This window comes from Streptomyces sp. NPDC053673 (assembly GCF_055585225.1).
This window is the reverse complement of sequence record NZ_JBVJKN010000008.1, coordinates 74,640-98,652: the sequence shown is the minus strand read 5'-3', so window position 1 is coordinate 98,652 and position 24,013 is coordinate 74,640. Positions and strand designations below refer to the sequence as shown.

The 24,013-nt window shown below is 69.6% G+C and carries 24 protein-coding genes and 1 riboswitch; of the genes, 16 read left to right on the top strand and 8 right to left on the bottom strand.

What is annotated here, in order from left to right:
* Window positions 1-407: 407 nt before the first annotated feature.
* Both ACZ6ZQ_RS14435 and ACZ6ZQ_RS14430 read left to right on the top strand, forming a co-directional pair.
* The gene (locus tag ACZ6ZQ_RS14435) at window positions 408-1,136 is read left to right on the top strand and encodes a polysaccharide deacetylase family protein (protein ID WP_469768988.1); all 729 of its coding nucleotides are present in this window, start codon (window positions 408-410) and stop codon (window positions 1,134-1,136) included.
* Window positions 1,136-2,308 (top strand): YncE family protein, encoded by a 1,173-nt coding sequence (locus ACZ6ZQ_RS14430; RefSeq protein WP_469768853.1) that lies wholly within the window; start codon window positions 1,136-1,138, stop codon window positions 2,306-2,308. Before ACZ6ZQ_RS14435 ends, ACZ6ZQ_RS14430 begins: the two co-directional genes overlap by 1 nt.
* Window positions 2,309-2,411: 103 nt before the next feature.
* Here the strand turns inward: ACZ6ZQ_RS14430 and ACZ6ZQ_RS14425 are convergent, their stop codons facing one another.
* The 3 genes from ACZ6ZQ_RS14425 to ACZ6ZQ_RS14415 form a co-directional block, all read right to left on the bottom strand.
* A complete protein-coding gene (locus ACZ6ZQ_RS14425; RefSeq protein ID WP_469768852.1) occupies window positions 2,412-3,599 on the bottom strand; it encodes a cytochrome P450 in 1,188 nt (395 codons plus the stop codon).
* The gene (locus tag ACZ6ZQ_RS14420) at window positions 3,580-4,356 is read right to left on the bottom strand and encodes a tRNA-dependent cyclodipeptide synthase (protein ID WP_469768851.1); all 777 of its coding nucleotides are present in this window, start codon (window positions 4,354-4,356) and stop codon (window positions 3,580-3,582) included. The genes ACZ6ZQ_RS14425 and ACZ6ZQ_RS14420 overlap by 20 nt, the downstream gene beginning before the upstream one ends.
* 200 nt (window positions 4,357-4,556) lie before the next feature.
* Complete coding sequence (locus ACZ6ZQ_RS14415) at window positions 4,557-5,195, bottom strand: GNAT family N-acetyltransferase (RefSeq protein ID WP_469768850.1); 639 nt, start codon at window positions 5,193-5,195, stop codon at window positions 4,557-4,559.
* Window positions 5,196-5,310: 115 nt separating this feature from the next.
* On the opposite strand from ACZ6ZQ_RS14415, the gene ACZ6ZQ_RS14410 reads away from it, so the two are divergent.
* Complete coding sequence (locus tag ACZ6ZQ_RS14410; RefSeq protein WP_469768849.1) at window positions 5,311-5,526, top strand: EF-hand domain-containing protein; 216 nt, start codon at window positions 5,311-5,313, stop codon at window positions 5,524-5,526.
* A gap of 126 nt (window positions 5,527-5,652) precedes the next feature.
* On the opposite strand, the gene ACZ6ZQ_RS14405 is transcribed toward ACZ6ZQ_RS14410, so the two are convergent.
* The 4 genes from ACZ6ZQ_RS14405 to gcvT all read right to left on the bottom strand — a co-directional run bounded on the left by ACZ6ZQ_RS14405 (window position 5,653) and on the right by gcvT (window position 10,016).
* Complete coding sequence (locus ACZ6ZQ_RS14405; protein ID WP_469768848.1) at window positions 5,653-7,020, bottom strand: L-serine ammonia-lyase; 1,368 nt, start codon at window positions 7,018-7,020, stop codon at window positions 5,653-5,655.
* 166 nt (window positions 7,021-7,186) lie between these two features.
* A complete protein-coding gene (glyA, locus tag ACZ6ZQ_RS14400) occupies window positions 7,187-8,446 on the bottom strand; it encodes a serine hydroxymethyltransferase (RefSeq protein WP_469768847.1) in 1,260 nt (419 codons plus the stop codon).
* A 23-nt stretch (window positions 8,447-8,469) separates the two neighbouring features.
* Entirely contained in the window at window positions 8,470-8,844 is a 375-nt protein-coding gene (gcvH, locus tag ACZ6ZQ_RS14395; RefSeq protein ID WP_469768846.1) for a glycine cleavage system protein GcvH, read from the bottom strand.
* Between the two features lie 56 nt (window positions 8,845-8,900).
* Entirely contained in the window at window positions 8,901-10,016 is a 1,116-nt protein-coding gene (gene gcvT / locus ACZ6ZQ_RS14390; protein WP_469768845.1) for a glycine cleavage system aminomethyltransferase GcvT, read from the bottom strand.
* 150 nt (window positions 10,017-10,166) lie between these two features.
* A riboswitch (glycine riboswitch) is annotated at window positions 10,167-10,264 on the bottom strand.
* Between the two features lie 127 nt (window positions 10,265-10,391).
* On the opposite strand from gcvT, the gene ACZ6ZQ_RS14385 reads away from it, so the two are divergent.
* From ACZ6ZQ_RS14385 to ACZ6ZQ_RS14340, 10 genes are all read left to right on the top strand, one after another.
* On the top strand, window positions 10,392-11,072 hold the full coding sequence (locus ACZ6ZQ_RS14385) for an AAA family ATPase (protein WP_469768844.1): 681 nt from the start codon (window positions 10,392-10,394) through the stop codon (window positions 11,070-11,072).
* Window positions 11,073-11,679: 607 nt separating this feature from the next.
* Complete coding sequence (locus ACZ6ZQ_RS14380; RefSeq protein ID WP_469768843.1) at window positions 11,680-12,420, top strand: enhanced serine sensitivity protein SseB; 741 nt, start codon at window positions 11,680-11,682, stop codon at window positions 12,418-12,420.
* A 115-nt stretch (window positions 12,421-12,535) separates the two neighbouring features.
* Window positions 12,536-13,315, top strand: coding sequence for an enhanced serine sensitivity protein SseB C-terminal domain-containing protein (locus tag ACZ6ZQ_RS14375; protein ID WP_453668736.1), 780 nt, complete (start codon window positions 12,536-12,538; stop codon window positions 13,313-13,315).
* 323 nt (window positions 13,316-13,638) lie between these two features.
* Entirely contained in the window at window positions 13,639-15,309 is a 1,671-nt protein-coding gene (locus ACZ6ZQ_RS14370; protein ID WP_469768842.1) for an ABC transporter substrate-binding protein, read from the top strand.
* Between the two features lie 93 nt (window positions 15,310-15,402).
* The gene (locus tag ACZ6ZQ_RS14365) at window positions 15,403-16,407 is read left to right on the top strand and encodes an ABC transporter permease (RefSeq protein WP_469768841.1); all 1,005 of its coding nucleotides are present in this window, start codon (window positions 15,403-15,405) and stop codon (window positions 16,405-16,407) included.
* Window positions 16,407-17,369: an ABC transporter permease gene (locus tag ACZ6ZQ_RS14360; protein WP_469768840.1), complete on the top strand. Its 963-nt coding sequence runs from the start codon at window positions 16,407-16,409 to the stop codon at window positions 17,367-17,369. The genes ACZ6ZQ_RS14365 and ACZ6ZQ_RS14360 overlap by 1 nt, the downstream gene beginning before the upstream one ends.
* Before the next feature lie 4 nt (window positions 17,370-17,373).
* On the top strand, window positions 17,374-18,366 hold the full coding sequence (locus ACZ6ZQ_RS14355) for an ABC transporter ATP-binding protein (RefSeq protein WP_453668440.1): 993 nt from the start codon (window positions 17,374-17,376) through the stop codon (window positions 18,364-18,366).
* A complete protein-coding gene (locus tag ACZ6ZQ_RS14350) occupies window positions 18,363-19,622 on the top strand; it encodes an ABC transporter ATP-binding protein (RefSeq protein WP_469768839.1) in 1,260 nt (419 codons plus the stop codon). The genes ACZ6ZQ_RS14355 and ACZ6ZQ_RS14350 overlap by 4 nt, the downstream gene beginning before the upstream one ends.
* Window positions 19,623-19,701: 79 nt before the next feature.
* On the top strand, window positions 19,702-20,361 hold the full coding sequence (locus ACZ6ZQ_RS14345) for a trimeric intracellular cation channel family protein (RefSeq protein WP_469768838.1): 660 nt from the start codon (window positions 19,702-19,704) through the stop codon (window positions 20,359-20,361).
* Between the two features lie 58 nt (window positions 20,362-20,419).
* Window positions 20,420-21,280: a thioesterase family protein gene (locus ACZ6ZQ_RS14340; protein WP_469768837.1), complete on the top strand. Its 861-nt coding sequence runs from the start codon at window positions 20,420-20,422 to the stop codon at window positions 21,278-21,280.
* A gap of 255 nt (window positions 21,281-21,535) precedes the next feature.
* On the opposite strand, the gene ACZ6ZQ_RS14335 is transcribed toward ACZ6ZQ_RS14340, so the two are convergent.
* Window positions 21,536-22,198, bottom strand: a complete 663-nt coding sequence (locus ACZ6ZQ_RS14335) for a TetR family transcriptional regulator (protein ID WP_469768836.1) — start codon at window positions 22,196-22,198, stop codon at window positions 21,536-21,538.
* A gap of 93 nt (window positions 22,199-22,291) precedes the next feature.
* Between ACZ6ZQ_RS14335 and ACZ6ZQ_RS14330 the strand changes: the two genes are divergently transcribed.
* The 3 genes from ACZ6ZQ_RS14330 to ACZ6ZQ_RS14320 all read left to right on the top strand — a co-directional run bounded on the left by ACZ6ZQ_RS14330 (window position 22,292) and on the right by ACZ6ZQ_RS14320 (window position 23,972).
* Window positions 22,292-22,450: a hypothetical protein gene (locus tag ACZ6ZQ_RS14330; protein ID WP_453660869.1), complete on the top strand. Its 159-nt coding sequence runs from the start codon at window positions 22,292-22,294 to the stop codon at window positions 22,448-22,450.
* A 17-nt stretch (window positions 22,451-22,467) separates the two neighbouring features.
* On the top strand, window positions 22,468-22,740 hold the full coding sequence (locus ACZ6ZQ_RS14325; protein ID WP_469768835.1) for a DUF4190 domain-containing protein: 273 nt from the start codon (window positions 22,468-22,470) through the stop codon (window positions 22,738-22,740).
* A gap of 68 nt (window positions 22,741-22,808) precedes the next feature.
* Window positions 22,809-23,972: a cysteine desulfurase family protein gene (locus ACZ6ZQ_RS14320; RefSeq protein ID WP_469768834.1), complete on the top strand. Its 1,164-nt coding sequence runs from the start codon at window positions 22,809-22,811 to the stop codon at window positions 23,970-23,972.
* Window positions 23,973-24,013: the final 41 nt, after the last annotated feature.

Sequence of the window (24,013 nt, the reverse complement as noted above, 5' to 3'; positions counted from 1 at the left end):
GTGTGCGGCCGGTGGACTTGGGGGTGTATCCGCGGCCGCTTCTTCTGGACGACCTGGCCCGGGTCAATGGGGGTCGTGCCACCGACTATGGCAGACGGGGGGCCCGTCGCCAAAACTCTGTATGCGAACGAAATCGTACATACCCATGCAATCCAACCTTGAATTAAAGGTGAACTGGGCCACTCGCCTGTAAAACCATGAATGAATATGGGTTGGCGTGGGTGAATCCTCGATCTGCTGGCCGCGGGGCGGGTTGTGGATGTGCGACCCGCGATCGTCCTGAATTGGGTCAATCGTTATTTTCCGCCCTGCTCGCGCCTACTGTGCTGTGACGTGAACCGAATCGGCCGCCGTGGCGTACTGCGCACAGGAGCGGGCGCCGCGCTTGCCGGAGCCCTTGCCACCGGCTGTACGGAGGCGGGCCCCGCCCCGAAGCCACCCGCCCCGGATCGCCCCGCCGACCCCGCGGCTCCCGCCGCCCCGTCGGCCACGGCCCGGCCGCCGGCCGCCGGCACCGCGCCCCGCGCATCCCCGGTCTGCCCGCCGAGATCGCGCACGGCCCCCGAAGCCGCTCCGCCGTCGCCCTCACCTTCCATGGCCAGGGCGAACCGGCCATCGCCCGCGCCCTGCTCGCCGAGGCCGAGCGGGCCGGCGCCCGTATCACCGTCCTCGCCGTCGGCACCTGGCTGGACGAACACCCCGCCCTCGCCCGGCGGATCCTCGACGGCGGTCATGACCTCGGCAACCACACCCTGCGCCACCTCGACATCTCCTCGATGGCCGAGGCCGACGCATACGTCGAGATCACCGGCTGTGCGGAGCGGCTGCGCAGACTCACCGGTTCGATCGGCAGCTGGTTCCGCCCGTCCCGTACGCGGTACGCCACGCCGCTCGTCCAGCGGCTGGCCGCCCGGGCGGGCTACCCGCACACGCTCTCCTACGACGTCGACTCGCTCGACCACACGTCTCCCGGCGCTCCCGCCGTCACCAGCACCGTCACCCGCGAGATCCGGCGCGGCTCGGTGGTGAGTCTCCACTTCGGCTACCCGGACACGGTCGCCGCACTGCCTGCCCTCCTCGACGAACTGGACCGCCGCGGACTGCGTGCGGTGACGACCACGGAGCTGCTGACCTGATGCTGCACCTCACCGAACGATCCACGGTTCTCCTTGCCGCCGCCGCGCTCGCCGTCCTTGCCGCGGGCTGTGGCGCCCCCGCGGAGAAGAACGAACCGGAACAGGCCCCGCCCGCGTCGAAGAAGGCGGTCGCCGCCCCGGCCGGACTGCCGGGAATGCCGCCCGTCCTGGACCCGAAGGACGTCTACGCCGCCGACCGGCCGGGTCAGCTGTCGCCAGTGGTCAGGGACTTCCCGTCCCGGGTGTACGTCCCCAACACCAACTCCAACACGGTCACGGTCATCGACCCCGCGACGTACAAGGTCGTCGAGACCATCCCGGTCGGCGCCCAGCCGCAGCACGTCGTCCCGTCCTGGGACCTCAAGACCCTGTGGGTGAACAACAACCGCGGCCACACCCTCACCCCGATCGACCCCGCCACCGGCATCGCGGGCAAGCCTGTCGAGGTCCACGACCCGTACAACCTCTACTTCACGCCCAACGGCCGCCACGCCGTCGTCATGGCCTCCCTCGACCGCGAACTGGTCTTCCGTGACCCGCACACGATGCGGAAGGTCAAGACCACCCCGGTCTCCTGCTACGGCGTCAATCACGCGGACTTCTCCGCCGACGGCCGGTACTTCATCGTCTCCTGCGAGTTCTCCGGTGAGCTGCTCAAGGTCGACACCGAGCGGATGGAGGTCATCGGCCAGCAGAAGCTGCCGTTCCGCGGCGCGATGCCGCAGGACGTGAAGATCTCGCCGGACGGCAAGACCTTCTACATCGCCGACATGATCGCCCACGGCATGTGGGTGCTGGACGGCGAGAAGTTCACCACGCCGAACCTGCTGCCCACCGGCAAGGGCTGTCACGGCCTCTACGTCAGCCGTGACTCCAAGGAGATGTACGTCACCAACCGCGGCGAAGGCACCATCTCGGTCTTCGACTTCGCGCAGGACAGGCTGACGAAGAAATGGCGGCTGCCGGGCGGCGGCTCCCCGGACATGGGCGGTGTCTCCGCGGACGGCAGGGTGCTCTGGCTGTCCGGGCGCTACAACTCGGAGGTGTACGCGATCGACACCGGGACCGGGGAGCAACTGGCCCGTATCCCGGTCGGCAGCGGCCCGCACGGCCTCGCGGTCTATCCGCAGCCGGGCCGCTATTCGCTGGGACACACGGGCGTCTTCCGCTGAGCGGGGGCTCAGCCCCCGCACCCCCCGCCCCTCGATCGCCGGAGGGGCCCGGAACGAGCCCCGCCGGCGATCGAACGGGAAGGGGCGGGGGGAAGAGCCCCAGCTACCACAACACCGGCAGCCGCTCCGGCAGGCGCTTGATGAACCCCGTGCGCCACACCAGCTGCTCGTCCGGCACCGCGAGCCTGAGCCCCGGCAGTCGCCGGACCAGCGCCTCGAGTGCGATCTCCGCATGGGTCCGGCCCAGCGCGGAAGCGGGACAGAAGTGGCGGCCGCCGCCGAAGGAGAGATGCGGGTTGTGCTCACGCTCCAGATCGAGCCGCTCCGGGTCCTCGAAGACCTCCGGGTCGAAATTGGCGGCCTCCACCAGCACCAGCACCAACTCACCCTTGCGGACCAGGACGTCGCCCAGCCGGACGTCTTCGAGGGCGAGCCGGGGAAGGCCGTCGCCGATCGACAGATTCCAGCGCAGCAGCTCGTCGACGGCACGGCCCATCCGGTCCGGATGGTCCCGCAGGTAGCCGATCAGCTCGGGGCGTTGCACCAGTGCGAGCACCGCGAGCACCAGGAACGAGGACGTGGACACGGCGCCCGCGCCGAAGAGCGACGCCGCGACCATGGCGAGCATCTCGTCCGTCAGATGGGCCGATTCGGGGTCCTGGCGCAGCGCCGCCAGCTCACCCAGCAGGCCGTCCGGCTCCGGTGCATTGAGCTGCTCGACCATGTAGTCGAGGTCCTTGTACCAGTTGAGGGACGCGCCGTCGAAGGGCTGGGCGCTGGTCATGAAGGCGATGTCCAGTCCGGACATCAGCCGGCGCCAGTCGTCGAACGGCACACCGATGACCTCGCAGTGCAGCGCCGCCGACAACGGGTCGGCGAAGCAGGCACGCAGATCCAGCGGCGGGCCCTCCGCGGCCATCACATCGATCAGCTCGTCCGCCCTGAGGCGCAGCCAGTGCTTGAGAGCGCCACCGCCTGCCCGGGGGTTGAGCGCCTTCATCACGGCAGTGCGCAGACCGGCGCTGTTGATGTTGCCCATGTTGTTCACGACTTCGGGCGGGATCGTCAGGGCGTACTGCCGGGGCACACCGGGTGCTGCCGTGTCCTTGAGGCTGAACCGCTCGTCCTCCAGGACCTGTTCGGCCAGCGCATGGCTGCTCACGAGCCAGGCCTCGTCGCCGGTGAGCGTACGCACCCGCGCCACCGGCCGCTTCTCCCGCAGCCAGGAACATTCGGCGGGCAGCACGTCACCGCGCCGGGAGAGCGGGAAGTCAAGCTGCTCGACGGTCATCTTCCTGGGTCCTTTCCGAGACATGGGGACGCACCACGGCATATGCCTGATTGCGGGTGGCCCGCAGTCCGCCGCCCTTGGCGTAGAGGAGTTCGGTCAGCGGCATCAGTGCGTGATAGCAGGAGACCGAAGAGGGCACTTCGAGAATTCCTGGGGTGTCCAGGAAGAAGGGGAGCTCCGCCGCAATGTAGTCCAGGCAGGCGGTGCGCTGTGCAGCGTTGATGGATCCACCGCCTGCCACTTTCGGGGCGAGGAACTGCTCCACCATCCTGGCGCAGCTCTTCTGGAATTCCTCGTCGGTGCCGAGGAAGTGCCGCACGCGCCGGTGCAGCAGCTCGTAGACCTGATTGCCGGAGAAATCCGACAGGGCGTGCACGCCGATCCGGCGGCCCGGCGGTCCGGCCGCCGCCTCGACTCCGCCGAGGATCCGCCGCCGTACGGCCTTGAGTTCCTTGGCCGCGCGCCGGCCGGCGTGCTCGTCGGTGTGCCCGAGTGCCGAGAACATCTCGGCGACATGGAGGTCGGCGTAGACGAAATCCACTTCTGTGAAGTGGGCCGTCGCCCAGCGCGTGAGTTCGGTGATACGCCGGGCGTTGAAATAGCTGTTTCCGGGGGAGACCCCGATGAGAACGTGATCGCCTTCGTCCCAGATGATCCTGCAGTTTCTGGTGAAGGGCTCGACCGTGAAGGGTTCGGTGGTGAAGGGGGAATCAGCGCCCAAGGCGCCAATCGTGTCAGTGTCAGCTGCGATCGTCACTGGTGAATTCACCCTTGCGCCGCTTGTCCCTGGGAGCCCTGCGCTCCTGGTGTGGCGACGACGCCATGAAGTTATCTCCCGGCGGCGGAGAGTGATGAATCATGGAGGCTGGATTGGCGGGAATTCGGCGGTGCGGGGCGAAAAACCTACGTTTCGAGCTACCGATAGGTAATTGAACCCTTCTCCATCGGCTTTGTCCGTCAGTGGGCCACCAGAAGGGCCTCGGAGCCCACCGGCCGGTAGCCGGCCTGCTGGAACGTCCGCACGCTGCGGGCGTTTCCCGGCGACTGCTGAGCCCATACATGCGCGTCGGGGACCAGATGGCGCGCCGCGACCGCCAGGCGCACCCCCAGGCCCGCGCCACGCGCCTCCAGGTCCACCTCGATCGCGGCCTCCCAGCGCCCCGCGACTCCACGGCCCAGCACCAGCACGCCGCCGTCCGCGGCCCAGACCCGTACGTCGTCGCGGAACTTCATGGCCCGCGCCACCCGTGGATGGGCCGGATCCTCGATCTCCCGCAGTTCCGGCTCCGGCGGTCCGGGCCGGGCGTCGGCGACCGTCAGCAGGTCGATGGTGTTCATCGAACGGCCGGTTCTCGCCATCAGCGCACTCAGGAAGCCCGGGTTCATCGTCGCCGCGAGCGCATCGCCGGAGACGGTGGCCAGGGTGTCCCGTACCCACTGGGGGTCCTCGTCCGTGAAGACCACCGAGTGCGCGGTGAAGGCCAGCACCCCGGCGTCCCGCGGATTCGGCTGCGGCACCACGGTGGTCGTGCCGTCCGGCGGCGGGAACTGCCCGCGTGCCGCCGCTGCCAGGATCCGTGCCACCGCATCACTCATGCCTCCATGGTCGCCGACCCCGGCCTCCGGCCTCGGAGCGCCCCCCAGGCCTGGATCGTGGATCCCGCCGATAACCTGACCTCCGTCAGTTATGCACCAAGAAGGGGTGGACCCAGTGGCGGACATCGAGACGGCGCGCAAGGCCTTCGACCGGTACGACCTGAACGGGGACGGGCTGATCTCGGCCGCCGAGTACAAGAGCGTCATGGCGCAGCTGGGCGACTTCAACGTGACCGAGACGGTTGCCGAGGCCGTCATCAAGTCCAAGGACAGCAACGGCGACGGCCTGCTGACCTTCGACGAGTTCTGGGCGTCGCTCAACAAGGGCTGATGCCACCGGTGCGCGCACCGGTACGGCCTCCGGCGAGTCCGCCGGGGGCCGTGGTCGCTCGTGCGTCAGAACGCGCAACGGGTCACGTCGGCCACCTTGCAGGTGATCTTCTCGTCGGCCTTCCGCTCAGCACTCGATGATGTTCACCGCGAGGCCGCCGCGCGCGGTCTCCTTGTACTTCACGGACATGTCCGCACCGGTCTCCTTCATGGTCTTGATGACCTTGTCGAGGGAGACCTTGTGGCTGCCGTCGCCGCGCATCGCCATCCGCGCCGCCGTGACGGCCTTCACCGCCGCCATACCGTTGCGCTCGATGCACGGGATCTGGACGAGGCCGCCGACCGGGTCGCAGGTCAGGCCGAGGTTGTGCTCCATGCCGATCTCCGCGGCGTTCTCCACCTGCTCGGGCGAGCCGCCCAGCACCTCGGCGAGCGCGCCCGCCGCCATCGAGCAGGCCGAGCCGACCTCGCCCTGGCAGCCGACCTCGGCGCCGGAGATCGAGGCGTTCTCCTTGAAGAGCATGCCGATCGCGCCGGCCGCGAGGAGGAAGCGGACGACGCCCTCCTCGTCGGCGCCGGGCACGAAGTTCATGTAGTAGTGCAGGACGGCAGGGATGATCCCCGCGGCGCCGTTCGTCGGCGCGGTGACGACGCGGCCGCCCGCCGCGTTCTCCTCGTTCACCGCCATCGCGTAGAGGGTGATCCACTCCATGGCGAGCGCCAGCGGGTCGCCCTCGGAGCGCAGCTTGCGCGCCGTTGTGGCGGCGCGGCGGCGGACCTTCAGACCGCCGGGCAGGATGCCCTCCCGGGACATGCCGCGCGAGACACAGGCCTGCATGACCCGCCAGATCTCCAGCAGCCCCTCGCGGATCTCCTCCTCGGTCCGCCAGGCCTTCTCGTTCTCCAGCATCAGCGCGGAGATCGACAGACCGGTCTCGCGGGAGAGCCTCAGCAACTCGTCACCGGTGCGGAAGGGGTACTTGAGCACGGTGTCGTCGAGCTTGATCCGGTCCTCGCCAACCGCGTCCTCGTCGACGACGAAGCCGCCGCCCACCGAGTAGTAGGTCTTCTCCAGCAGCGTCGCGCCGTCGGCGTCGTACGCCCACAGGGTCATGCCGTTCGCGTGGTACGGGAGCGCCTTGCGGCGGTGCAGGACCAGGTCCTCGTCGAAGTCGAAGCCGATCTCGTGCACGCCGAGCACGTTGATCCGCTTGCTCGACCTGATCTGCTCGACCTGGTCGTCGGCGGTCTCGACGTCGACCGTGCGCGGAGAGTTCCCCTCCAGGCCCAGCAGGACGGCCTTCGGGGTGCCGTGGCCATGGCCGGTCGCGCCGAGCGAGCCGTACAGCTCGGCGCGTATCGCGGTGGTGTGGGCCAGCATGCCCTCGTTCTTCAGACGGCGGGCGAACAGGGCGGCCGCCCGCATCGGGCCGACCGTGTGGGAGCTGGACGGGCCTATGCCGATCGAGAACAGGTCGAAGACCGAGATGGCCACGGGGGTACTCCTAGGGGGTGGTAGACGCCGTTGTCTGCCAGGGTGGCGCAGAAGAACGAACGGGCGGTACGTGGTGCGGGGCACCGCATGCACCGGTGAGTGCGTGCGGTGCCCCGTTTGTTGTTGTCCTGTTTGTTGCGGCAGCCGTCAACGGCTGCCGCGACTCCTACAGACCAGGGTAAAGCGGGTGCTTCGCGGCCAGCGCCGAGACGCGTGCCTTGAGGGCCTCACCGTTGTACGAGGGCTTGAGCACCTCGGCGATGATGTCGGCGACCTCGCGGAAGTCCTCGGCCTGGAAGCCGCGGGTCGCGAGCGCCGGCGTACCGATCCGCAGACCCGAGGTGACCATCGGCGGGCGAGGGTCGTTCGGGACGGCGTTCCGGTTGACCGTGATGCCGACCTCGTGGAGCCGGTCCTCGGCCTGCTGGCCGTCCAGCTCCGAGTGTCGCAGGTCGACGAGGACGAGGTGGACGTCCGTGCCGCCGGACAGGACCGAGACGCCGACCTGCTTGACGTCGTCCTGGACCAGACGCTCGGCGATGATCTTCGAGCCCTCGAGGGTGCGCTGCTGGCGCTCCTTGAACTCCTCCGAGGCGGCGACCTTGAAGGAGACCGCCTTGGCCGCGATCACGTGCTCCAGCGGACCGCCCTGCTGACCCGGGAAGACCGCGGAGTTGATCTTCTTGGCCAGCTCGGCCGTGGAGAGGATCACACCACCGCGGGGGCCGCCCAGCGTCTTGTGGGTGGTCGTGGTCACGACATGGGCGTGCGGCACCGGGTTCGGGTGCAGACCGGCCGCGACCAGGCCCGCGAAGTGGGCCATGTCGACCATCAGGTACGCGCCGACCTCGTCCGCGATCCGGCGGAACGCGGCGAAGTCCAGCTGGCGCGGGTACGCGGACCAGCCGGCCACGATCAGCTTCGGCTTGGACTCCTTGGCGAGCCGCTCGACCTCGGCCATGTCGACCTGGCCGGTGGCGTCGTCCACGTGGTAGGCGACCACGTTGTAGAGCTTGCCGGAGAAGTTGATCTTCATGCCATGGGTCAGGTGCCCGCCGTGGGCGAGGTTCAGACCCATGATCGTGTCGCCCGGCTTCAGCAGCGCGAACATCGCGGCGGCGTTGGCCTGGGCGCCCGAGTGCGGCTGCACATTGGCGTGCTCGGCGCCGAACAGCTCCTTGATGCGGTCGATGGCGATCTGCTCGACGACATCGACGTGCTCGCAGCCGCCGTAGTAGCGGCGGCCCGGGTAGCCCTCGGCGTACTTGTTGGTGAGGACGGAACCCTGGGCCTCCATGACCGCGACCGGAGCGAAGTTCTCCGAGGCGATCATTTCCAGGGTGGACTGCTGACGGTGGAGCTCGGCGTCGACGGCGGCGGCGACGTCCGGGTCGAGCTCATGGAGAGGGGTGTTGAGAAGCGACATCACGCGATCCCTAAGGTTTCTGGTCAGCTGGCGAAGTCGGTGTACTCGTCGGCGGAGAGCAGGTCCTTCGGCTCCTCCGAGACGCGCACCTTGAACAGCCAGCCGCCCTCGAACGGGGCGGAGTTCACCAGCGACGGGTCGTCCACGACGTCCTGGTTGGCCTCGACGACCTCGCCGGTCACCGGGGAGTACAGGTCGCTGACCGACTTGGTCGACTCCAGCTCACCGCAGGTCTCACCTTCGGTCACCGTGTCACCGACCTCCGGGAGCTGGACGTAGACGACGTCGCCCAGGGCGTTCGCCGCGTGCTCCGTGATGCCGACCGTCGACACGCCGTCCTCGGCGGCCGACAGCCACTCGTGCTCCTTGCTGTAGCGCAGCTGCTGGGGGTTGCTCATGGCCTGAATTCTCCTGTACGCGGGGGAGTGCTGCTGATGGGGGGCTGCTGGAGGGATTACTTCTGGCGCTTGTAGAAGGGGAGCGCCACGACCTCGTACGGCTCATGAGTACCGCGGATGTCGACTCCCACGCCCTCGGTGCCGGGCTCGGAGTGCGCCGCGTCCACATAGGCGATGGCGATCGGCTTGCCGAGGGTCGGGGACGGGGCTCCGGAGGTGACCTCGCCGATCACCTGGCCGCCGGAGACGACGGACATCCCGGCGCGCGGCACCCGGCGGCCCTCGGCGATCAGACCGACCAGCTTGCGCGGCGGGTTGGTGGCCGCACGCTCGGCGGCGGCCTCCAGGGCAGTACGGCCCACGAAGTCGCCCTCCTTCTCGAACTTCACGACCCGGCCCAGACCCGCGTCGAACGGGGTGAGCGAGGTGGTCAGCTCATGCCCGTACAGCGGCATGCCCGCCTCCAGGCGCAGCGTGTCGCGGCACGACAGGCCGCAGGGCATCAGGCCGGCGTCCTGGCCCGCGTCGGTCAGCGCCTGCCACAGCTTCTCGGCGTCGGCCGGGGCCACGAACAGCTCGAAGCCGTCCTCACCCGTGTAGCCGGTACGGGCGATCAGCGCCGGGACGCCGGCGACCGTGCCCGGCAGGCCCGCGTAGTACTTGAGCCCGTCCAGATCGGCGTCCGTGAGCGACTTCAGGATGCCGGGGGACTCGGGGCCCTGGACGGCGATCAGCGCGTACGCGTCACGGTCGTCCCGTACGGCCGCGTCGAAGCCTCCGGCGCGCTCGGTCAGGGCGTCGAGGACGATCTGTGCGTTCGAGGCGTTGGCGACGACCATGTATTCCGTCTCGCCGAGCCGGTAGACGATCAGGTCGTCGAGGATTCCGCCGTTCTCCTGGCAGATCATGGTGTAGCGGGCGCGGCCCACGGCGACGCCGCCGATGTTGCCGACCAGCGCGTAGTCCAGAAGGGCGGCGGCCTGCGGCCCGGTGACGGTGATCTCACCCATGTGGGAGAGGTCGAAAAGACCGGCCTTGGTCCGTACGGCTTTGTGCTCGTCGCGCTCACTCGCGTACCGCAGCGGCATGTCCCAGCCGGCGAAATCGGTCATGGTCGCGCCCAGTGAGCGATGCAGGGCATCGAGGGCGGTGAGACGGGGGGCGTTGCTCATGGATGGGGCTCCCAGGGCATGACTGGCGAGGACGATCCTCCCCATCTGTCATCGAAACCTGAGAGGTTCATCACGACCACACGTGGGGGAGGTCATGACTTGCACCTTGGGTGGAGCCGCAGGAGCTGCGGCCCGCTTTTCAGATCTGCCTCATCGCGCGCGGTACGGGGCCTGAGAGATTCAAGGGAGGGACTTGCTCCTTCGGCGCCCGGCACACACAGTGGCCAGGACTCTCCCGCGCGGATTCAAGCGGCCGGTATGCAGTTGGCGGGCACATCATTGCACGGGCGCTCCGATCGGCAAATCACTTGTTGGTCATTACCTTTTCTTTAAGCTTCTGGGGCAGGGTCGAAGTGACCTGACAGGGGGAGAGCGATGACGGTGCAGCGGAGCGGTGCATATCTGACCCCGGCGGCGGGAGTGCCCGCCCGGCCGGGCGTGCGCTCGCGCGGGCTGCTGGGCGCTGCGGCGCCCGCACCCGTCGTGCGCGATCTGCGGGACGGCGCGGGGCGCGGCCCGCGCAGCCTGGTCTTCGGCCCGGGAGACGTGGTGGTGATCTCCGGGCTGCCGGGCAGCGGCAAGTCCACGCTGATACGGCGCGCGGCCGAGGACGGCGGGATCGACTCACAGGACACCAGGGACCGCTGGGACCGGCGGATGCCCAGGCTGCTGCCGTACGCCGTGTACCGCCCCCTGGTCCGGGTCGCCCACTACGGCGGGCTCTGGCGGGCCCTGCGCTCCGGCGCGAGCGTGATCGTGCACGACTGCGGCACCCAGTCCTGGGTACGGCGCTGGCTGGCCCACGAGGCGCGTCGCCGCGGCCGTGCGCTCCATCTGGTCCTGCTCGACGTCACCCCGGACGTCGCCCGCGCGGGCCAGCGGGAGCGCGGCCGCGGAGTCTCCGGGTACGCCTTCGCCCGCCACCGCCGGGCGGTGGGCCGCCTGGTCCGCGACGCCCAGCGCGGCCGCCTGCCCGCGGGCTGCGCCTCGGCGGTCCTGCTGGACCGCGATGCGGCGCGAACGCTGCGCCGCATCGGCTTCGAGGCGCCGGTCTGACCGGTGTCTCCGCGCCCGAACGCGCGGGGGCGCCGGCCCGTGGACCCTGTGCTGGGGCGCTGCCCTGGTTCTCGCGCTGGGCTCTGCCCGTGGACCCTGCGCTCGGGCGCTGCCCCGGATCCGGCGCTGGGGCGCCGGTCTGGTTCCCGCGCTGGGGCGCTGCCCCGGATCCCGTGCCGGGGTGCTGCCCCGGATCCGGCGCCGGGGTGCTGCCCCGGATCCGGCGCTGGGGCGTTGGCCTGGATCCCGCGCTGGGGCGCCGGACCCCGCGCCTCAAACTCGCCCTACGCCCTGCGGGCGTGGGGCGACCCCCAGCGGGGCTCGATTCTCCAGCCCGTCCGGCGTTTGAGGACACGGCCGAAGGCCGTACGGGGATGGCCGGTGGCTTGCCCAGGCCATGCCCCGGCCTCCGCCCCGGACCCCGCCCCAGCGCCTCAATGATGGCGCGGCTCCGTTCGGCCTGACCGGCGACTGGGGATGGACACGCCCGCCCGCCCGGCGGTACCGGGGGCTCGCCCCCGGCGGTTCCGGCCCGCACTACCGCTACCCTGCTTTCGCAGGACATCGCGGCCCGCCCGAGGGCCGGACGGGGAAGCAGGGATCGCACGTGGACACGACATGGCCCGCCAATGAGCTGGAAGAGGCGCTCGCCGCCTCCGTCGGCAACACCGCCGCGGGTGGCCGGCTCGTCGAGGTGCTGGGCCGCAGCGCCGTGTGGGTCCCGCTGCCGAACGGCGGCGGACCGGACAGCCCCAGCCTCGATCTGCCGACCCTGGACATCGACGGCGCCCCCTACGTCCCCGTCTACAGCTCCCAGCAGCAGTTCCTCGCCTGTGTGGGCGACCGGATCTCCGGGACCGTCGCACCCGCGGTCGAGTTCGCGCGCGGGCTGCCCCCACAGCTCGGCATCGCCGTGAATCCGGGAGGCGCCGTGGGCGTACCGCTGCCGCCGCCGGCCGTCGCCGAGCTCTGCCGGGTCGGGCGCACCCCATTGGACGGTCCGGCGAGCGGTGGCCGGGTCCGGCTCTTCGAGCCGGACTGGCAGGAGGAGCCGGTCGACTTCCTCGCCGCCGCGGCCGGCGAGTTCGAGGGGACCGGCGTCGTGCAGACCGCCCGGCGCGTGCTGGCCAGCATCGAGGGCGACGCTCCGGTCCTCTTCATCGGCGTCCAGCTCTCCGCCTTCGAGGGCCCCGACCGCACCGCCCCCATGGACGCACTCGGCCGGGCCCTCGGCCGGGTCGCCGTGAGGTGGCCGGTCAACCTGGTCCTGCTGGACATCGCCCAGGACCCGGTCGGCGACTGGATGCTCAACCGGGTCAGGCCCTTCTACACCCGGCAGTACGCATAGTCGTCAAGTTTGTGTCAGGACGGCCGCTTAAGCTGGTTTGATGACGTTGCCCGCGGCACTCCTGTGCCCAGGGCGGCGTCAGGGAACGGCGGATCGAAGAGGGGTGGGACCGAGAGTGAGCGCGTCAGGCACCGCGGCGGCCGGGCAGGCCGAGCACATGCTGCGCCAGGTGACTCCCGGACGCTACGACGCGTACGAGGCCCTGCTCCACGCCCTCGCCGAGGACCGCATCTGGATGCTCCTCTGGCACGGCCAGGCCGGCTCCCCCGACGCCCAGTACGGGAACATGGAGGTGGACGGCGAGACCTACGCCCCCTGTGTCACCTCTGCCCAGGAACTCGCCGCGTCCGGCTGGACCAGGGCGCACGAAGTGGTCACCGGCACCGACGTCGCCCGTGCCCTCTTCCCCGATCGCTACGGCCTCTGGCTCAACCCGCATGCGCCGGGCGGCGGGGTCGGTATCCCCTGGCTCGATCTGCGCCGGATCGCCACCGGCCTCGACCGGATGCCCGCAGGACCCCTGCGGCTCACCGAGCCCGCCATCGAGATCCCCCAGTTCTACGCCCTGCTCACGCAGAACGCCCACCGCACCCCCGCTGTCCGTTCGCTGCGCAGAGCCTGGGTGCAGCCCGCACTCGGCGCCCCGTACCTCGCCATCGGTCTCGATCTGTACGACACGGGCCAGCAGTCCGTCGACACCGTGCGCGCCATGATGCAGCAGTCGATCGCCGCCGTGCCCGACGGCCTCCCCGTCTCCACCGTCGCGATGTCCGACGACTACGACCCGGTCACCATGTGGCTGCGGGCCAACGCCCGCCCGTTCTACGACCGCGAGGCCCACGCCGCGCCGCCGCAGCCGTCCGGATACGGCTACCCTCCCGCGCAGTTCCGCTGATCCGTTCGCCCACAGTTCCGCTGATCTGTACCCCGCAGCTCCGCTGTTTCGTACGCCCGCAGTTCCGCTGTTCCGAACGCCCGCAGGCCGCTGATCCACACGCCTGCGGGCGCCGCTGTTCCGTAAGCCCGCGGGCCCTGCCCAACAGCTCTTTGTGTCCCGGAAGTTAACCGGACGAGGTCCGATGTCCCGGATCGGACCGATTTGGTGAGTGTCCGGGTCTCAGGTGTGCATCACCGCTATGCGGACTGTTCTCCCTGTTGGGACTCGTCTGTAGTGTTCGGCCAATCAAGACCTGACCCGGCGCATTCCAGGGGTGGACCATGCGAATATTCAAGTCCAGAGCCGTTACGGCGATAACGGCGGCCATTGCGGTCGGCCTCATCGCCACGGGTTGTTCGAGTGACCGCGGCAAGGACGGCGACAAGGGTGGCGACAAGGACACCTTTGTCTTCGGTGCCCCGGGCGACCCGGGCTCCCTGGACCCGGCCCTCGCGAGTGACGGCGAGACGTTCCGGGTCACCCGTCAGGCCTTCGAGGCGCTGCTGGAGCACGAGTCGGGCGGCAGCAAGCTCGTCGGCGGTCTCGCCGAGAAGTGGTCGAGCGACCCGTCCGGCAAGGTCTGGACGTTCAACCTGCGCAAGGGCGTGAAGTTCCACGACGGCGAGGCGTTCAACGCGGCCGCGGTCTGCGCCAACTACGACCACTGGTTCAACTGGACGGGCACGTACCAGTCGAGCGCGGTCTCGTACTACTGGCAGACCATCATGGGCGGCTTCAAGAAGAACGAGGACAAGGAAGCGCCGAAGCAGAACTACAAGTCCTGCACCGCGAAGGACGAGAACACGGCGGTCATCGAGGTCAACGAGACCTCCGCCAACCTGCCCGGCGGCTTCTCGCTCCAGGCCCTGGCGATCCACTCGCCGAAGGCGATCAAGGAGTACGAGAAGCAGCAGGCGAGCGCCAAGGGCGACGCGATCACGTACCCCAAGTACAGCCAGGAGGCCGGCACGGTCGCCGGCACCGGCCCGTACAAGATCACGAAGTGGAACAAGGGCAACAAGGAAGTCTCCCTTGAGCGCTTCGACGACTACTGGGGCGAGAAGGCGAAGGTGAAGAACCTCGTCATCCGCACGATCGACACCGAGGACGGCCGCCGTCAGGCGCTGCAGGCCGGTGACATCGACGGTTACGACCTGGTCGCGCCCGCCGACATCAAGACGCTCGAGAGCGCCGGCTTCAAGGTGCCGACCCGTGACGTCTTCAACCTCCTCTACCTGGGCATGTCCCAGGAGAAGAACCCGGCGCTGAAGAAGCCCGCCGTCCGCCAGGCCATCGCGCACGCCATCGACCGCGAGAACCTGGTCAAGACCCAGCTGCCCGAAGGCGGCAAGGTCGCGACGCAGTTCATGCCCGACACGGTCGCCGGTTTCTCCGAGAACGTGACGAAGTACCCGTTCGACACGGCCAAGGCCAAGTCGCTGCTGGCCTCCGCGAAGGAGAGCAACCTCTCCATCGAGTTCTGCTACCCGACCGAGGTCACCCGCCCGTACATGCCCGCCCCGCAGGACATGTTCGAGCTGATGAAGGCCGACCTGGAGAAGGCCGGCATCAAGGTCACCCCGAAGCCCATGAAGTGGAACCCGGACTACCTGGACGCCACCGAGGCCGGCTCCTGCGCCCTGCACATGCTCGGCTGGACCGGTGACTTCAACGACGGCTACAACTTCATCGGCACCTGGTTCGCCGAGTACGACAAGCAGTGGGGCTTCAAGGACGCCAAGGTCTTCGCCGATGTGAAGGCCGGTTCGGTCGTGGCCGACCCGACCAAGCGCACGGGGCTCTACAAGAAGGCCAACGAGACGATCATGGCGTACCTGCCGGGTCTGCCGATCTCGTCCTCGCCGCCGGCCATCGCGTTCGGCAAGAACGTCAACCCGCCGAAGGTCTCCCCGCTGACGCAGGAGAACTTCGCCGAGGTCTCCTTCAAGTAAGACACCCCAAGGGGTCCGCCCGGCCACGGAAGACCGTTGGCCGGGCGGACCCGCATCCACTCACGTTCGACACGTAAGAAAGGGGCATGCGGGGTGTTGCGACTCGTCGTACGACGACTGCTACAGCTGATACCCACCCTGCTCGGCCTGTCGGTTCTGCTGTTCGTCTGGCTGAACCGGCTGCCCGGCGGACCCGCCTCAGCGATCCTGGGGGAGCGGGCGACCGAAGCCGAAGTGGCGCGCATCAACCGGGCGCTGGGACTCGACCAGCCGCTCTACGTCCAGTACGGACGCTTCCTCAAGCGGATCTTCGAACTGGACCTCGGTACCTCCACCCAGACCGGACAGCCGGTGTGGGACGAATTCGTCCTCAGATTCCCGGCGACGGTGGAACTCAGCCTGGCCGCCATGCTGATCGCCGTGGTGGCCGGCATTCCGCTCGGCTACCTCGCCGCACGCAAGCGAGGCGGCTGGCTGGACGTGGCCTCCGTCTCCGGATCGCTCATCGGCATCTGCATCCCGGTCTTCTTCCTCGCCCTGCTGCTCAAGGGCGTCTTCGCGGTCAACCTGCACCTGTTCCCCAGCTACGGTCGTCTGACCACCGGTATCGACGCCACCGACGTCACAGGGTTCGCGGTCCTCGACGGCATCCTCACCGGTGAGTTCGACGCCTCCTGGGACGCGATCATGCACCTGGTGCTGCCCGCACTCGCCCTCTCCTCCATCCCGCTCGCCGTCATCGTCCGGATGACCCGCGCAAGCGTGCTGGAGGTCCTCGGCGAGGACTACATCCGCACCGCCGAGTCCAAGGGCCTCGAGCGGAAGGTCGTCCGCGGCCGGCACATCCTGCGCAACGCGCTGCTGCCCGTCGTCACCACCGTCGGCCTGCTCACCGGCAGCCTGCTGTCGGGTGCGGTGCTCACGGAATCGGTGTTCTCCTTCGGCGGTATCGGCTCCTTCATCCGTACCGCGATCGATGCCCGCGACTATCCGGTGCTCGTCGGCTTCATCATGTTCATCGCGACGATGTACGTGCTGATCAACCTGCTGGTCGATCTCGCCTACAGCGTCATTGATCCGAGGGTGCGGGTGCACTGATGAGCCTGGCAACCACCAAGACGTCAAAGATCGACCGGCTCGCGGAACTCACCGCGAAGACCGAGTCCTCCACCGGCGCGAGCCTGTGGCGTGAGGCGTTCCGCCGGCTGCGCGGCAGCAAGATGGCGATCATCGGGGCGGTGATCATCGCGGCGTTCGTCGTGGTCGCGGTCGTCGGCCCGTGGGTCGCCCCCCACACACCGACCGACCAGGCCTGGCGCGGTGAGGTCTTCCCCAACCAGGGCAAGTTCGTCGGCGCACGCGGCGAGAACTGGTTCGGGCTCGACCACCTGGGCCGCGACCTGTTCTCCCGGATGCTCGTGGGCGCCCGCCAGACCCTGCTGGTCGGTGTGGTCTCCATGCTCATCGGCCTGGTCATCGGTGCCGTGATCGGCGCCGTGTCGGGCGCGGCGGCCACCCTTGGCGGCCGCGCGGGACAGCGGTTCGACGACGCCATCATGCGCGTCACCGACATCATGCTGGCGCTGCCCTCGCTGCTGCTCGCCGTGTCCATCGCCGCGGTGATGGGACAGTCGCTGACCACCGTGATGATCGCCGTCGGCGTGGTGCAGATTCCCATCTTCGCCCGGCTGCTGCGCGGTTCGATGCTCGCACAGGGCGGCAGCGACTATGTGCTGGCCGCGCGCGCCCTCGGCATCCGCAAGCGGCGCATCGTGCTCACGCAGATCATTCCCAACTCGCTGAGCCCGGTGATCGTCCAGGCGACCCTCAGCCTCGCCACCGCCATCATCGAGGCCGCTGCGCTGTCCTACCTCGGTCTCGGCAACCCCGACCCTGCCGTCCCGGAGTGGGGGGTCATGCTCTCCCAGGCCCAGCGCTTCTTCGACAACGAGCCGATGATGTCCATGTATCCGGCGGTCGGCATCATCATCACCGCACTCGGCTTCACCCTGCTCGGCGAGGCCATGCGCGAAGCCCTCGACCCGAAGCTGCGAGGTTGATGTCATGCCACTGCTCAACGTGGACGAACTCACCGTCACCTTCGGCGGACGCGGCCGCAAGGACTCCAAGGCCGTCAACGGAGTCTCCTTCTCCGTCGACGAGGGCCAGGTCGTCGGCCTGGTCGGCGAATCGGGCTGCGGAAAGTCCGTGACGTCGCTGGCGCTCATGGGCCTGCTTCCGCGCAAGGGCGTCACCCTCGGTGGACGCGCCGACTTCGACGGCGCGGACCTGCTGTCGATGAGCCCCTCGAAGATCCGTGATCTGCGCGGCAGCAAGCTCGCGATGATCTTCCAGGACCCGCTGTCCTCGCTGAACCCGGTCGTCCCGATCGGCGTGCAGGTCACCGAGATCCTCCAGCGCCACCGGGGCCTGAAGGGCGAGGCCGCCCGCAAGGAGGCCGCGCACCTGCTCGACCGGGTCGGTATCCCCGACCCGACGCGGCGGCTCAAGGAGTACCCGCACCAGCTCTCCGGCGGAATGCGGCAGCGCGCCCTCATCGCCATGGCGGTGGCCTGCGCGCCGCGGCTGCTCATCGCCGACGAGCCGACCACCGCGCTCGACGTCACCATCCAGGCGCAGATCCTGGAGCTGCTCAAGGAGCTGGTGGACGAGGAGGGCACCGCGCTGCTGATGATCACCCATGACCTGGGGGTCGTCGCGGGGCTGTGCGACCAGGTCAACGTGCTGTACGCGGGCAAGGTCGTCGAATCGTCGGGCCGGCGCGAGTTGTTCGCGCACCCGACGCATCCGTACACGCACGGGCTGCTCGGCTCCATCCCGCGGCTCGACGCGCCGCGCGGCGAGCCGCTCAACCCCATCCGCGGGTCCATCAACGACCAGATCGCCTGGGCCGAGGGCTGTGCCTTTGCGCCGCGCTGCGACCGTTACGAGATGGGCTGCCTGACCGGCACGCCCGAACTGACCGAACCACGCGAAGCCGGACACCAGGCCCGCTGCGTCAACCCGGTCCTGCCCAAAACGGAGGTCCCGGCATGAGCCTGCTCGAACTCGACGGAGTGAAGGTCCACTTCCCCGTCAAGAAGGGCATCCTCTTCGACCGTACGGTCGGCCATGTCTACGCCGTCGACGGCGTTTCGCTGTCGGTCGAGGCGGGCCAGACGTACGGCCTCGTGGGCGAGTCCGGCTGCGGCAAGACCACGCTCGGGCGGGCGGTGCTGCGCCTTGTCGACATCACCGACGGCGAGGTGGTGCTGGACGGCACCGACCTGGCGAAGCTCCCCGAGAAGGAGATGCGGTCGTTCAGACGGCGGCTGCAGATGGTCTTCCAGGACCCGCTGGGCAGCCTGAACCCGCGACAGAACATCGAGTCGATCCTGTCCGAGGGCATGGCCGCGCACGGCATCGGCGCGAACCAGGAGGAGCGCCGGGAGAAGATCAAGGAGATCCTGGCGAGGGTGGGGCTGCCGGCGAACGCCCTGTCCCGCTACCCGCACGAGTTCTCCGGCGGACAGCGTCAGCGCATCGGGATCGCGCGGGCGCTGGTGCTCGAACCGGACGTGATCATCTGCGACGAGCCGGTCTCCGCGCTGGACGTCTCCATCCAGGCGCAGGTCATCAACCTGCTGGAGGAGCTCCAGGAGTCGATGGGCCTGACGTATCTCGTCATCGCCCATGACCTCGCGGTCGTACGGCACATCTCGGACGTCATCGGGGTCATGTACCTCGGCTCCCTGGTGGAGGAGGCCCCGAGCGACGCGCTGTACGCCGAGCCCAAGCACCCGTACACCAAGGCGCTGATGTCGGCCGTCCCGGTCCCCGACCCGGAGGTCGAGGACCACCGCGAACGCATCCTGCTGCGCGGGGACCTCCCGTCCCCCGCGAACCCGCCCGCGGGTTGCCGCTTCCACACGCGCTGCCCGTGGAAGCAGGACACGCTGTGCGCCACGGAACGCCCCGAGCTGAAGGACCTCGGCTCCGGCCACAAGGTTGCGTGCCACTTCGCGGTGGAGATCGCGTCCGGCGAGATCGCGCGGACATCGGGCGAGGTCGTCCCGGCGGTCCGCGAGGGCGTCGAGGACGCGGAGGTGGACGTTGTCGCGACGGCGGACGCGGTCCCGGCGCCCCGCGACGAGGCGGCCCCAGACGGCTCCGACTCCGACTCCGGGCCCGATTCCGTCTCCGATTCCGACTCCGGCTCCGGGGACTCCGACGCCTCCGGGGAGCCTGGGGACTCCGGGGAGTCCGACGACTCGGGGGAGGCGTCCCAGGCGCCGGCGAAGCAGCCGAGCTGAGCCGCAGCCTGGCACGCCCCCGGGGCCCGGGCCCCGGGGGCGTGCCAGGCCCCCGATGCGGAGGCGGCACAATTGGGCGGTGCTCCACGAACTGTTCACGCCCTCCGTTCAGCATGCGCTCGACCTCGCCGGGATCTTCGTCTTCGCGATCTCCGGCGCACTCCTCGCCGTACGCAAGAACTTCGACGTCTTCGGCATCGCCGTCCTCGCCGAGGCCACCGCGCTGGGCGGTGGACTGTTCCGTGATCTGGTCATCGGGGCCGTACCGCCCGCCGCGTTCACGGATCTGGGGTACTTCGTGATGCCGCTCGTCGCGGCCGCGCTCGTCTTCTTCCTGCACCCCGAGGTCGAACGCATCCAGGGCTCGGTCAATGTCTTCGACGCCGCCGGCCTGGGCCTCTTCGCCGTCACCGGGACGACCAAGGCGTACGAGTACGGCCTGGGTCTGACCGCCTCGGCGACCCTCGGTCTCGCCACCGCCGTCGGCGGCGGTGTCCTGCGCGACATACTCGCCAACGAGGTGCCGTCGCTGCTGCGCTGGGACCGCGATCTGTATGCCGTCCCCGCCATCGTCGGAGCCACGATGGTCGTCCTCTGCATCCGCTTCGACGTGCTGAACGCGCTCACCAGCGGACTCGCCGTGGTGACCGCGTTCCTCCTCCGCCTGCTCGCGATGCGCCTCCACTGGCGTGCGCCCCGCGCCTGGAACCGCCGCTCGGCCGCCGCCGAAGAAGCGTGAGAATCCCGTAATCCAGCCAAAGCTACCGCTTAGTAGTTTCCTGCTGTACGGTTCAGGTATGGCACAGGTGGCACAGGCAACCATCGGTAACAGCGAGTTCGACCGCGACACCGCTGTCACTCTCCGGGATCCGGACGTACCCGGCGTCTACGACGCGGAGCTCTCCGCGGGCTGGACGATCATCAGCGCCGTCAACGGCGGCTATCTGCTGGCGCTCCTCGGCCGCGCCCTCGGGGAGGCGCTGCCGCACCCCGACCCGTTCACAGTCTCGGCGCACTACCTCAGCCCCTCGGTACCCGGCCCCGCCGTGGTCCGCACCGAGATCATCCGCGCCGGACGCACCCTCTCCACCGGTCAGGCCTCCCTGTTCCAGTACGCGGAGGACGGCACCGAGATCGAGCGCATCCGTGTCCTCGCCACGTACGGCGACCTGGACCGGCTGCCCGACGACGTCCGTACGACCGCGACGCCGCCGGCCATCCCGCCGTACGAGCACTGCCTCGGCCCGTCCGACGGCCCCGCGCCGATCCCCGGCTCCTCCGCGATCACCGAGCGGCTGACCATCAAGCTCGACCCGGCGACCATCGGCTGGGCCGTCGGCGCGCCGTCCGGCAAGGGCGAGATGCGCGGCTGGTTCGGCCTCGCCGACGGCCGCGACGCCGACCCGCTCTCGCTTCTGCTGACGGTCGACGCGCTGCCGCCGACCTCGTTCGAGCTGGGCCTCAAGGGCTGGACCCCCACCGTGGAACTCACCACCCACATCCGCTGCCGCCCGGCGCCGGGCCCGCTGCGCGTCGCCATCACGACGCGCAACCTCGCGGGAGGCTTCCTGGAGGAGGACGCCGAGGTCTGGGACAGCGCCGACCGCCTGGTCGCCCAGTCCCGCCAACTGGCGAAGGCGCCGCTGCGGCGCGCCTAGGGCGTGTTGCGTCGGGTTCCGTCGGGGCAGGCGGAACCGGAGGTCTCCTCCCGGACCTCCGATCCGGGCCGCCCGTAACAATCAGACGGGTATCACCCCGTCCGGCCGCCTGACGGCATGCCGGCCGCGTGAAGTCCGACCGTCTCCTCTTCGTCCTGTTGCTGCGGCAGACCCGCGCTCCCCTGAGGGGGGCGCGGACACCGACCGGATGCGCGCGCGGACGCCGACGAGTGCGGGGACGCCGACGAGCGCGGCTCAGTCCGTACGGGAGCCCGCCTGCAGCCAGTGGCGGCGGCCCAGCGAGACCAGGCGCAGGCGGTTTCGGGCCGTGCGCGCGACCTGCTGCTCGTCGGGCTCGCCGGGAGAGCCGGGCGGTCCGGGCTCCTGCGCCGACAGGAACGCCGACGCGGTCATCACCATGTGCTCGACATAGACCCCGGCCAGCATCCGCAGATCCTCCTCGCTCCAGCCCTCCGACGCCGGCTCACGCGCGAGTGCCGCCGCCACCTCTTCCGTGAAGCGGTGGAGCTGGGCCGCGATGGCCGCGCGCACCGGAGCCACCCCGCCGTGCCGCTCGCGTGCGATGAAGCGGAAGTGGGCGGGCTGCTCACGGACATGACGGGCGATGAGGTCCACAGTGCGGTCGATCCGCACCTCACTGTCGCCGGTATCCGCGAGGATCTCGCCGATCATTCCGTGCAGACTGCCCAGCGTCTCCTCGACCAGCGCCACGCCGAGCTCCGGCAGGTCCGCGAAATGCCGGTAGAACGCGGTCGGCGCCACCCCGACGGCCCGTGTCACCTCGCGCAGTCCGAGGCTGCTCAGGCTCTGGTGCTCCAGCAGCCCGAGGGCCGCGTCCAGGAGGGCCTGACGGGTTTTCAACTTCTGGGCCTGGCGGATGCCGACGGTGTGACTCATGCCATTCAGTAAACAACCGTTCTCTGGTATTCGGAAGACTAGACTGGGAAGTCAGTAAACACTCGTACTCCGAATGAAGGGGAGGGAACGAACATGATCGCCCTCGTCGCCGCTGTCGCCTTACTGGGCATCGTTCTGGGCGCCGTGGCCCAGATCCCGCTGTCCGCGTCCACCGTGGCTGCCGCCGTCATCGGCGCCTGGCTGCTCGGGTTCGCCGTGCGTGAACGTCTCGCGCGCCGCGCGGCCCGGTGACTCCGAGGAAGGGAACCATGGAACTCGCCACCCCCGCCCGCCGGTTCACCGGAACGCGCGACGCCGACGGCATGGCCGTCGCGTCGTTCGTGCTCGGCCTGGTCGGACTGCTAGTGATGAACGCCGTGCTCGGACCCGTCGCCATCGTCCTGGCCGGCCTCGCCCTGTGGCGTGGCACCGCCCGGCGCGGACGCGCCCTGCTCGGCCTGGCTCTCGGCGCCGCCGACCTCGTCGTCCTCGTCACGCTCGTCACCGGCAGTGGCATGGTCACCTGGAACCTGGCCGGCTGACCGGCTGGGCGGTAAGGCCACCCGGGGCGAGAGCCGGCCGCCGGGCGGCTCGTAGAATCGTGTTCACCATGGCCTACCTCGACCACGCCGCGACCACTCCGATGATTCCGGAGGCGATCGAGGCGATGACTGCCCAGCTCGCCGTCACCGGCAACGCCTCCTCGTTGCACGCCGCGGGCCGGCGGGCCCGCCGTACCGTCGAGGAGGCCCGCGAGACCCTCGCCGAGGCGCTCGGGGCGCGCCCCAGCGAGGTCGTCCTCACCTCCGGCGGCACCGAGGCCGACAACCTCGCCGTGAAGGGCCTGTACTGGGCCCGCCGCGCCGCCGACCCGCGCCGCATCCGCATTCTCGCCAGTCCCGTCGAGCACCACGCCGTCCTCGATGCCGTGCACTGGCTCGGCGAGCACGAGGGCGCGAACGTCGAGTATCTGCCCGTCGACAGGTACGGACGCGTCCACCCCGAGGTGCTGCGCGAGGCCATCGAACGCGACCCGGACGATGTGGCGTTCGCCACCGTGATGTGGGCCAACAACGAGATCGGCACCGTTTTGCCGGTCCGTGAACTGGCCGCGACAGCTGCGGAGTTCGGCATTCCGCTGCACTCCGACGCGGTCCAGGCCCTCGGCCAGCTCGACGTCGACTTCGGCGCGTCCGGCCTCGCCGCGATGACCGTGAGCAGCCACAAGATCGGCGGCCCCTACGGCATCGGCGCACTGCTGCTCGGCCGCGAGTACAGCCCGGTGCCCGTCCTGCACGGCGGTGGCCAGGAGCGTCACGTACGCTCCGGAACCCTCGACGTCCCCGCCGTCGCCGCCTTCGCCGTGGCGGGGCGGCTCGCCGCCGAGCGCCGTGCGGACTTCGCCCGCGAGATCGGCGGACTGCGCGACAAGCTCATCGATGCCGTACGGACTTCCGTACCGGACGCGATCCTCGGCGGCGACCCCGAGAACCGGCTCCCGGCCAATGCCCATTTCACGTTCCCCGGTTGTGAGGGCGACTCGCTGCTCCTGCTCCTGGACGCGCAGGGCATCGAGTGCTCCACCGGCTCCGCGTGCACGGCCGGCATCGCCCAGCCCAGCCATGTCCTGCTCGCCACCGGCACCGACCCGGACCTGGCCCGCGGCACGCTCCGCTTCAGCCTCGGCCACACCTCCACCGAGGAAGATGTCGAGGCCGTCGCGAAGGCGATCGGCCCGGCGGTCGAGCGGGCCCGTACGGCAGGGCTCAGCTGAGAACAGGGCGCGGCCGGCGGCAGGCTTCCCCCGCCGACGGG

Bases quoted from the DNA above. Each gene is read 5' to 3' on its own strand.
- ACZ6ZQ_RS14430 (WP_469768853.1), top strand. From the start codon at position 1,136: ATGCTGCACCTCACCGAACGATCCACGGTTCTCCTTGCCGCCGCCGCG.
- ACZ6ZQ_RS14425 (WP_469768852.1), bottom strand. From the start codon at position 3,599: ATGACCGTCGAGCAGCTTGACTTCCCGCTCTCCCGGCGCGGTGACGTG.
- ACZ6ZQ_RS14415 (WP_469768850.1), bottom strand. From the start codon at position 5,195: ATGAGTGATGCGGTGGCACGGATCCTGGCAGCGGCGGCACGCGGGCAG.
- glyA (WP_469768847.1), bottom strand. From the start codon at position 8,446: ATGTCGCTTCTCAACACCCCTCTCCATGAGCTCGACCCGGACGTCGCC.
- gcvH (WP_469768846.1), bottom strand. From the start codon at position 8,844: ATGAGCAACCCCCAGCAGCTGCGCTACAGCAAGGAGCACGAGTGGCTG.
- gcvT (WP_469768845.1), bottom strand. From the start codon at position 10,016: ATGAGCAACGCCCCCCGTCTCACCGCCCTCGATGCCCTGCATCGCTCA.
- ACZ6ZQ_RS14385 (WP_469768844.1), top strand. From the start codon at position 10,392: ATGACGGTGCAGCGGAGCGGTGCATATCTGACCCCGGCGGCGGGAGTG.
- ACZ6ZQ_RS14370 (WP_469768842.1), top strand. From the start codon at position 13,639: ATGCGAATATTCAAGTCCAGAGCCGTTACGGCGATAACGGCGGCCATT.
- ACZ6ZQ_RS14360 (WP_469768840.1), top strand. From the start codon at position 16,407: ATGAGCCTGGCAACCACCAAGACGTCAAAGATCGACCGGCTCGCGGAA.
- ACZ6ZQ_RS14355 (WP_453668440.1), top strand. From the start codon at position 17,374: ATGCCACTGCTCAACGTGGACGAACTCACCGTCACCTTCGGCGGACGC.
- ACZ6ZQ_RS14350 (WP_469768839.1), top strand. From the start codon at position 18,363: ATGAGCCTGCTCGAACTCGACGGAGTGAAGGTCCACTTCCCCGTCAAG.
- ACZ6ZQ_RS14340 (WP_469768837.1), top strand. From the start codon at position 20,420: ATGGCACAGGTGGCACAGGCAACCATCGGTAACAGCGAGTTCGACCGC.
- ACZ6ZQ_RS14335 (WP_469768836.1), bottom strand. From the start codon at position 22,198: ATGAGTCACACCGTCGGCATCCGCCAGGCCCAGAAGTTGAAAACCCGT.
- ACZ6ZQ_RS14330 (WP_453660869.1), top strand. From the start codon at position 22,292: ATGATCGCCCTCGTCGCCGCTGTCGCCTTACTGGGCATCGTTCTGGGC.
- ACZ6ZQ_RS14325 (WP_469768835.1), top strand. From the start codon at position 22,468: ATGGAACTCGCCACCCCCGCCCGCCGGTTCACCGGAACGCGCGACGCC.
- ACZ6ZQ_RS14320 (WP_469768834.1), top strand. From the start codon at position 22,809: ATGGCCTACCTCGACCACGCCGCGACCACTCCGATGATTCCGGAGGCG.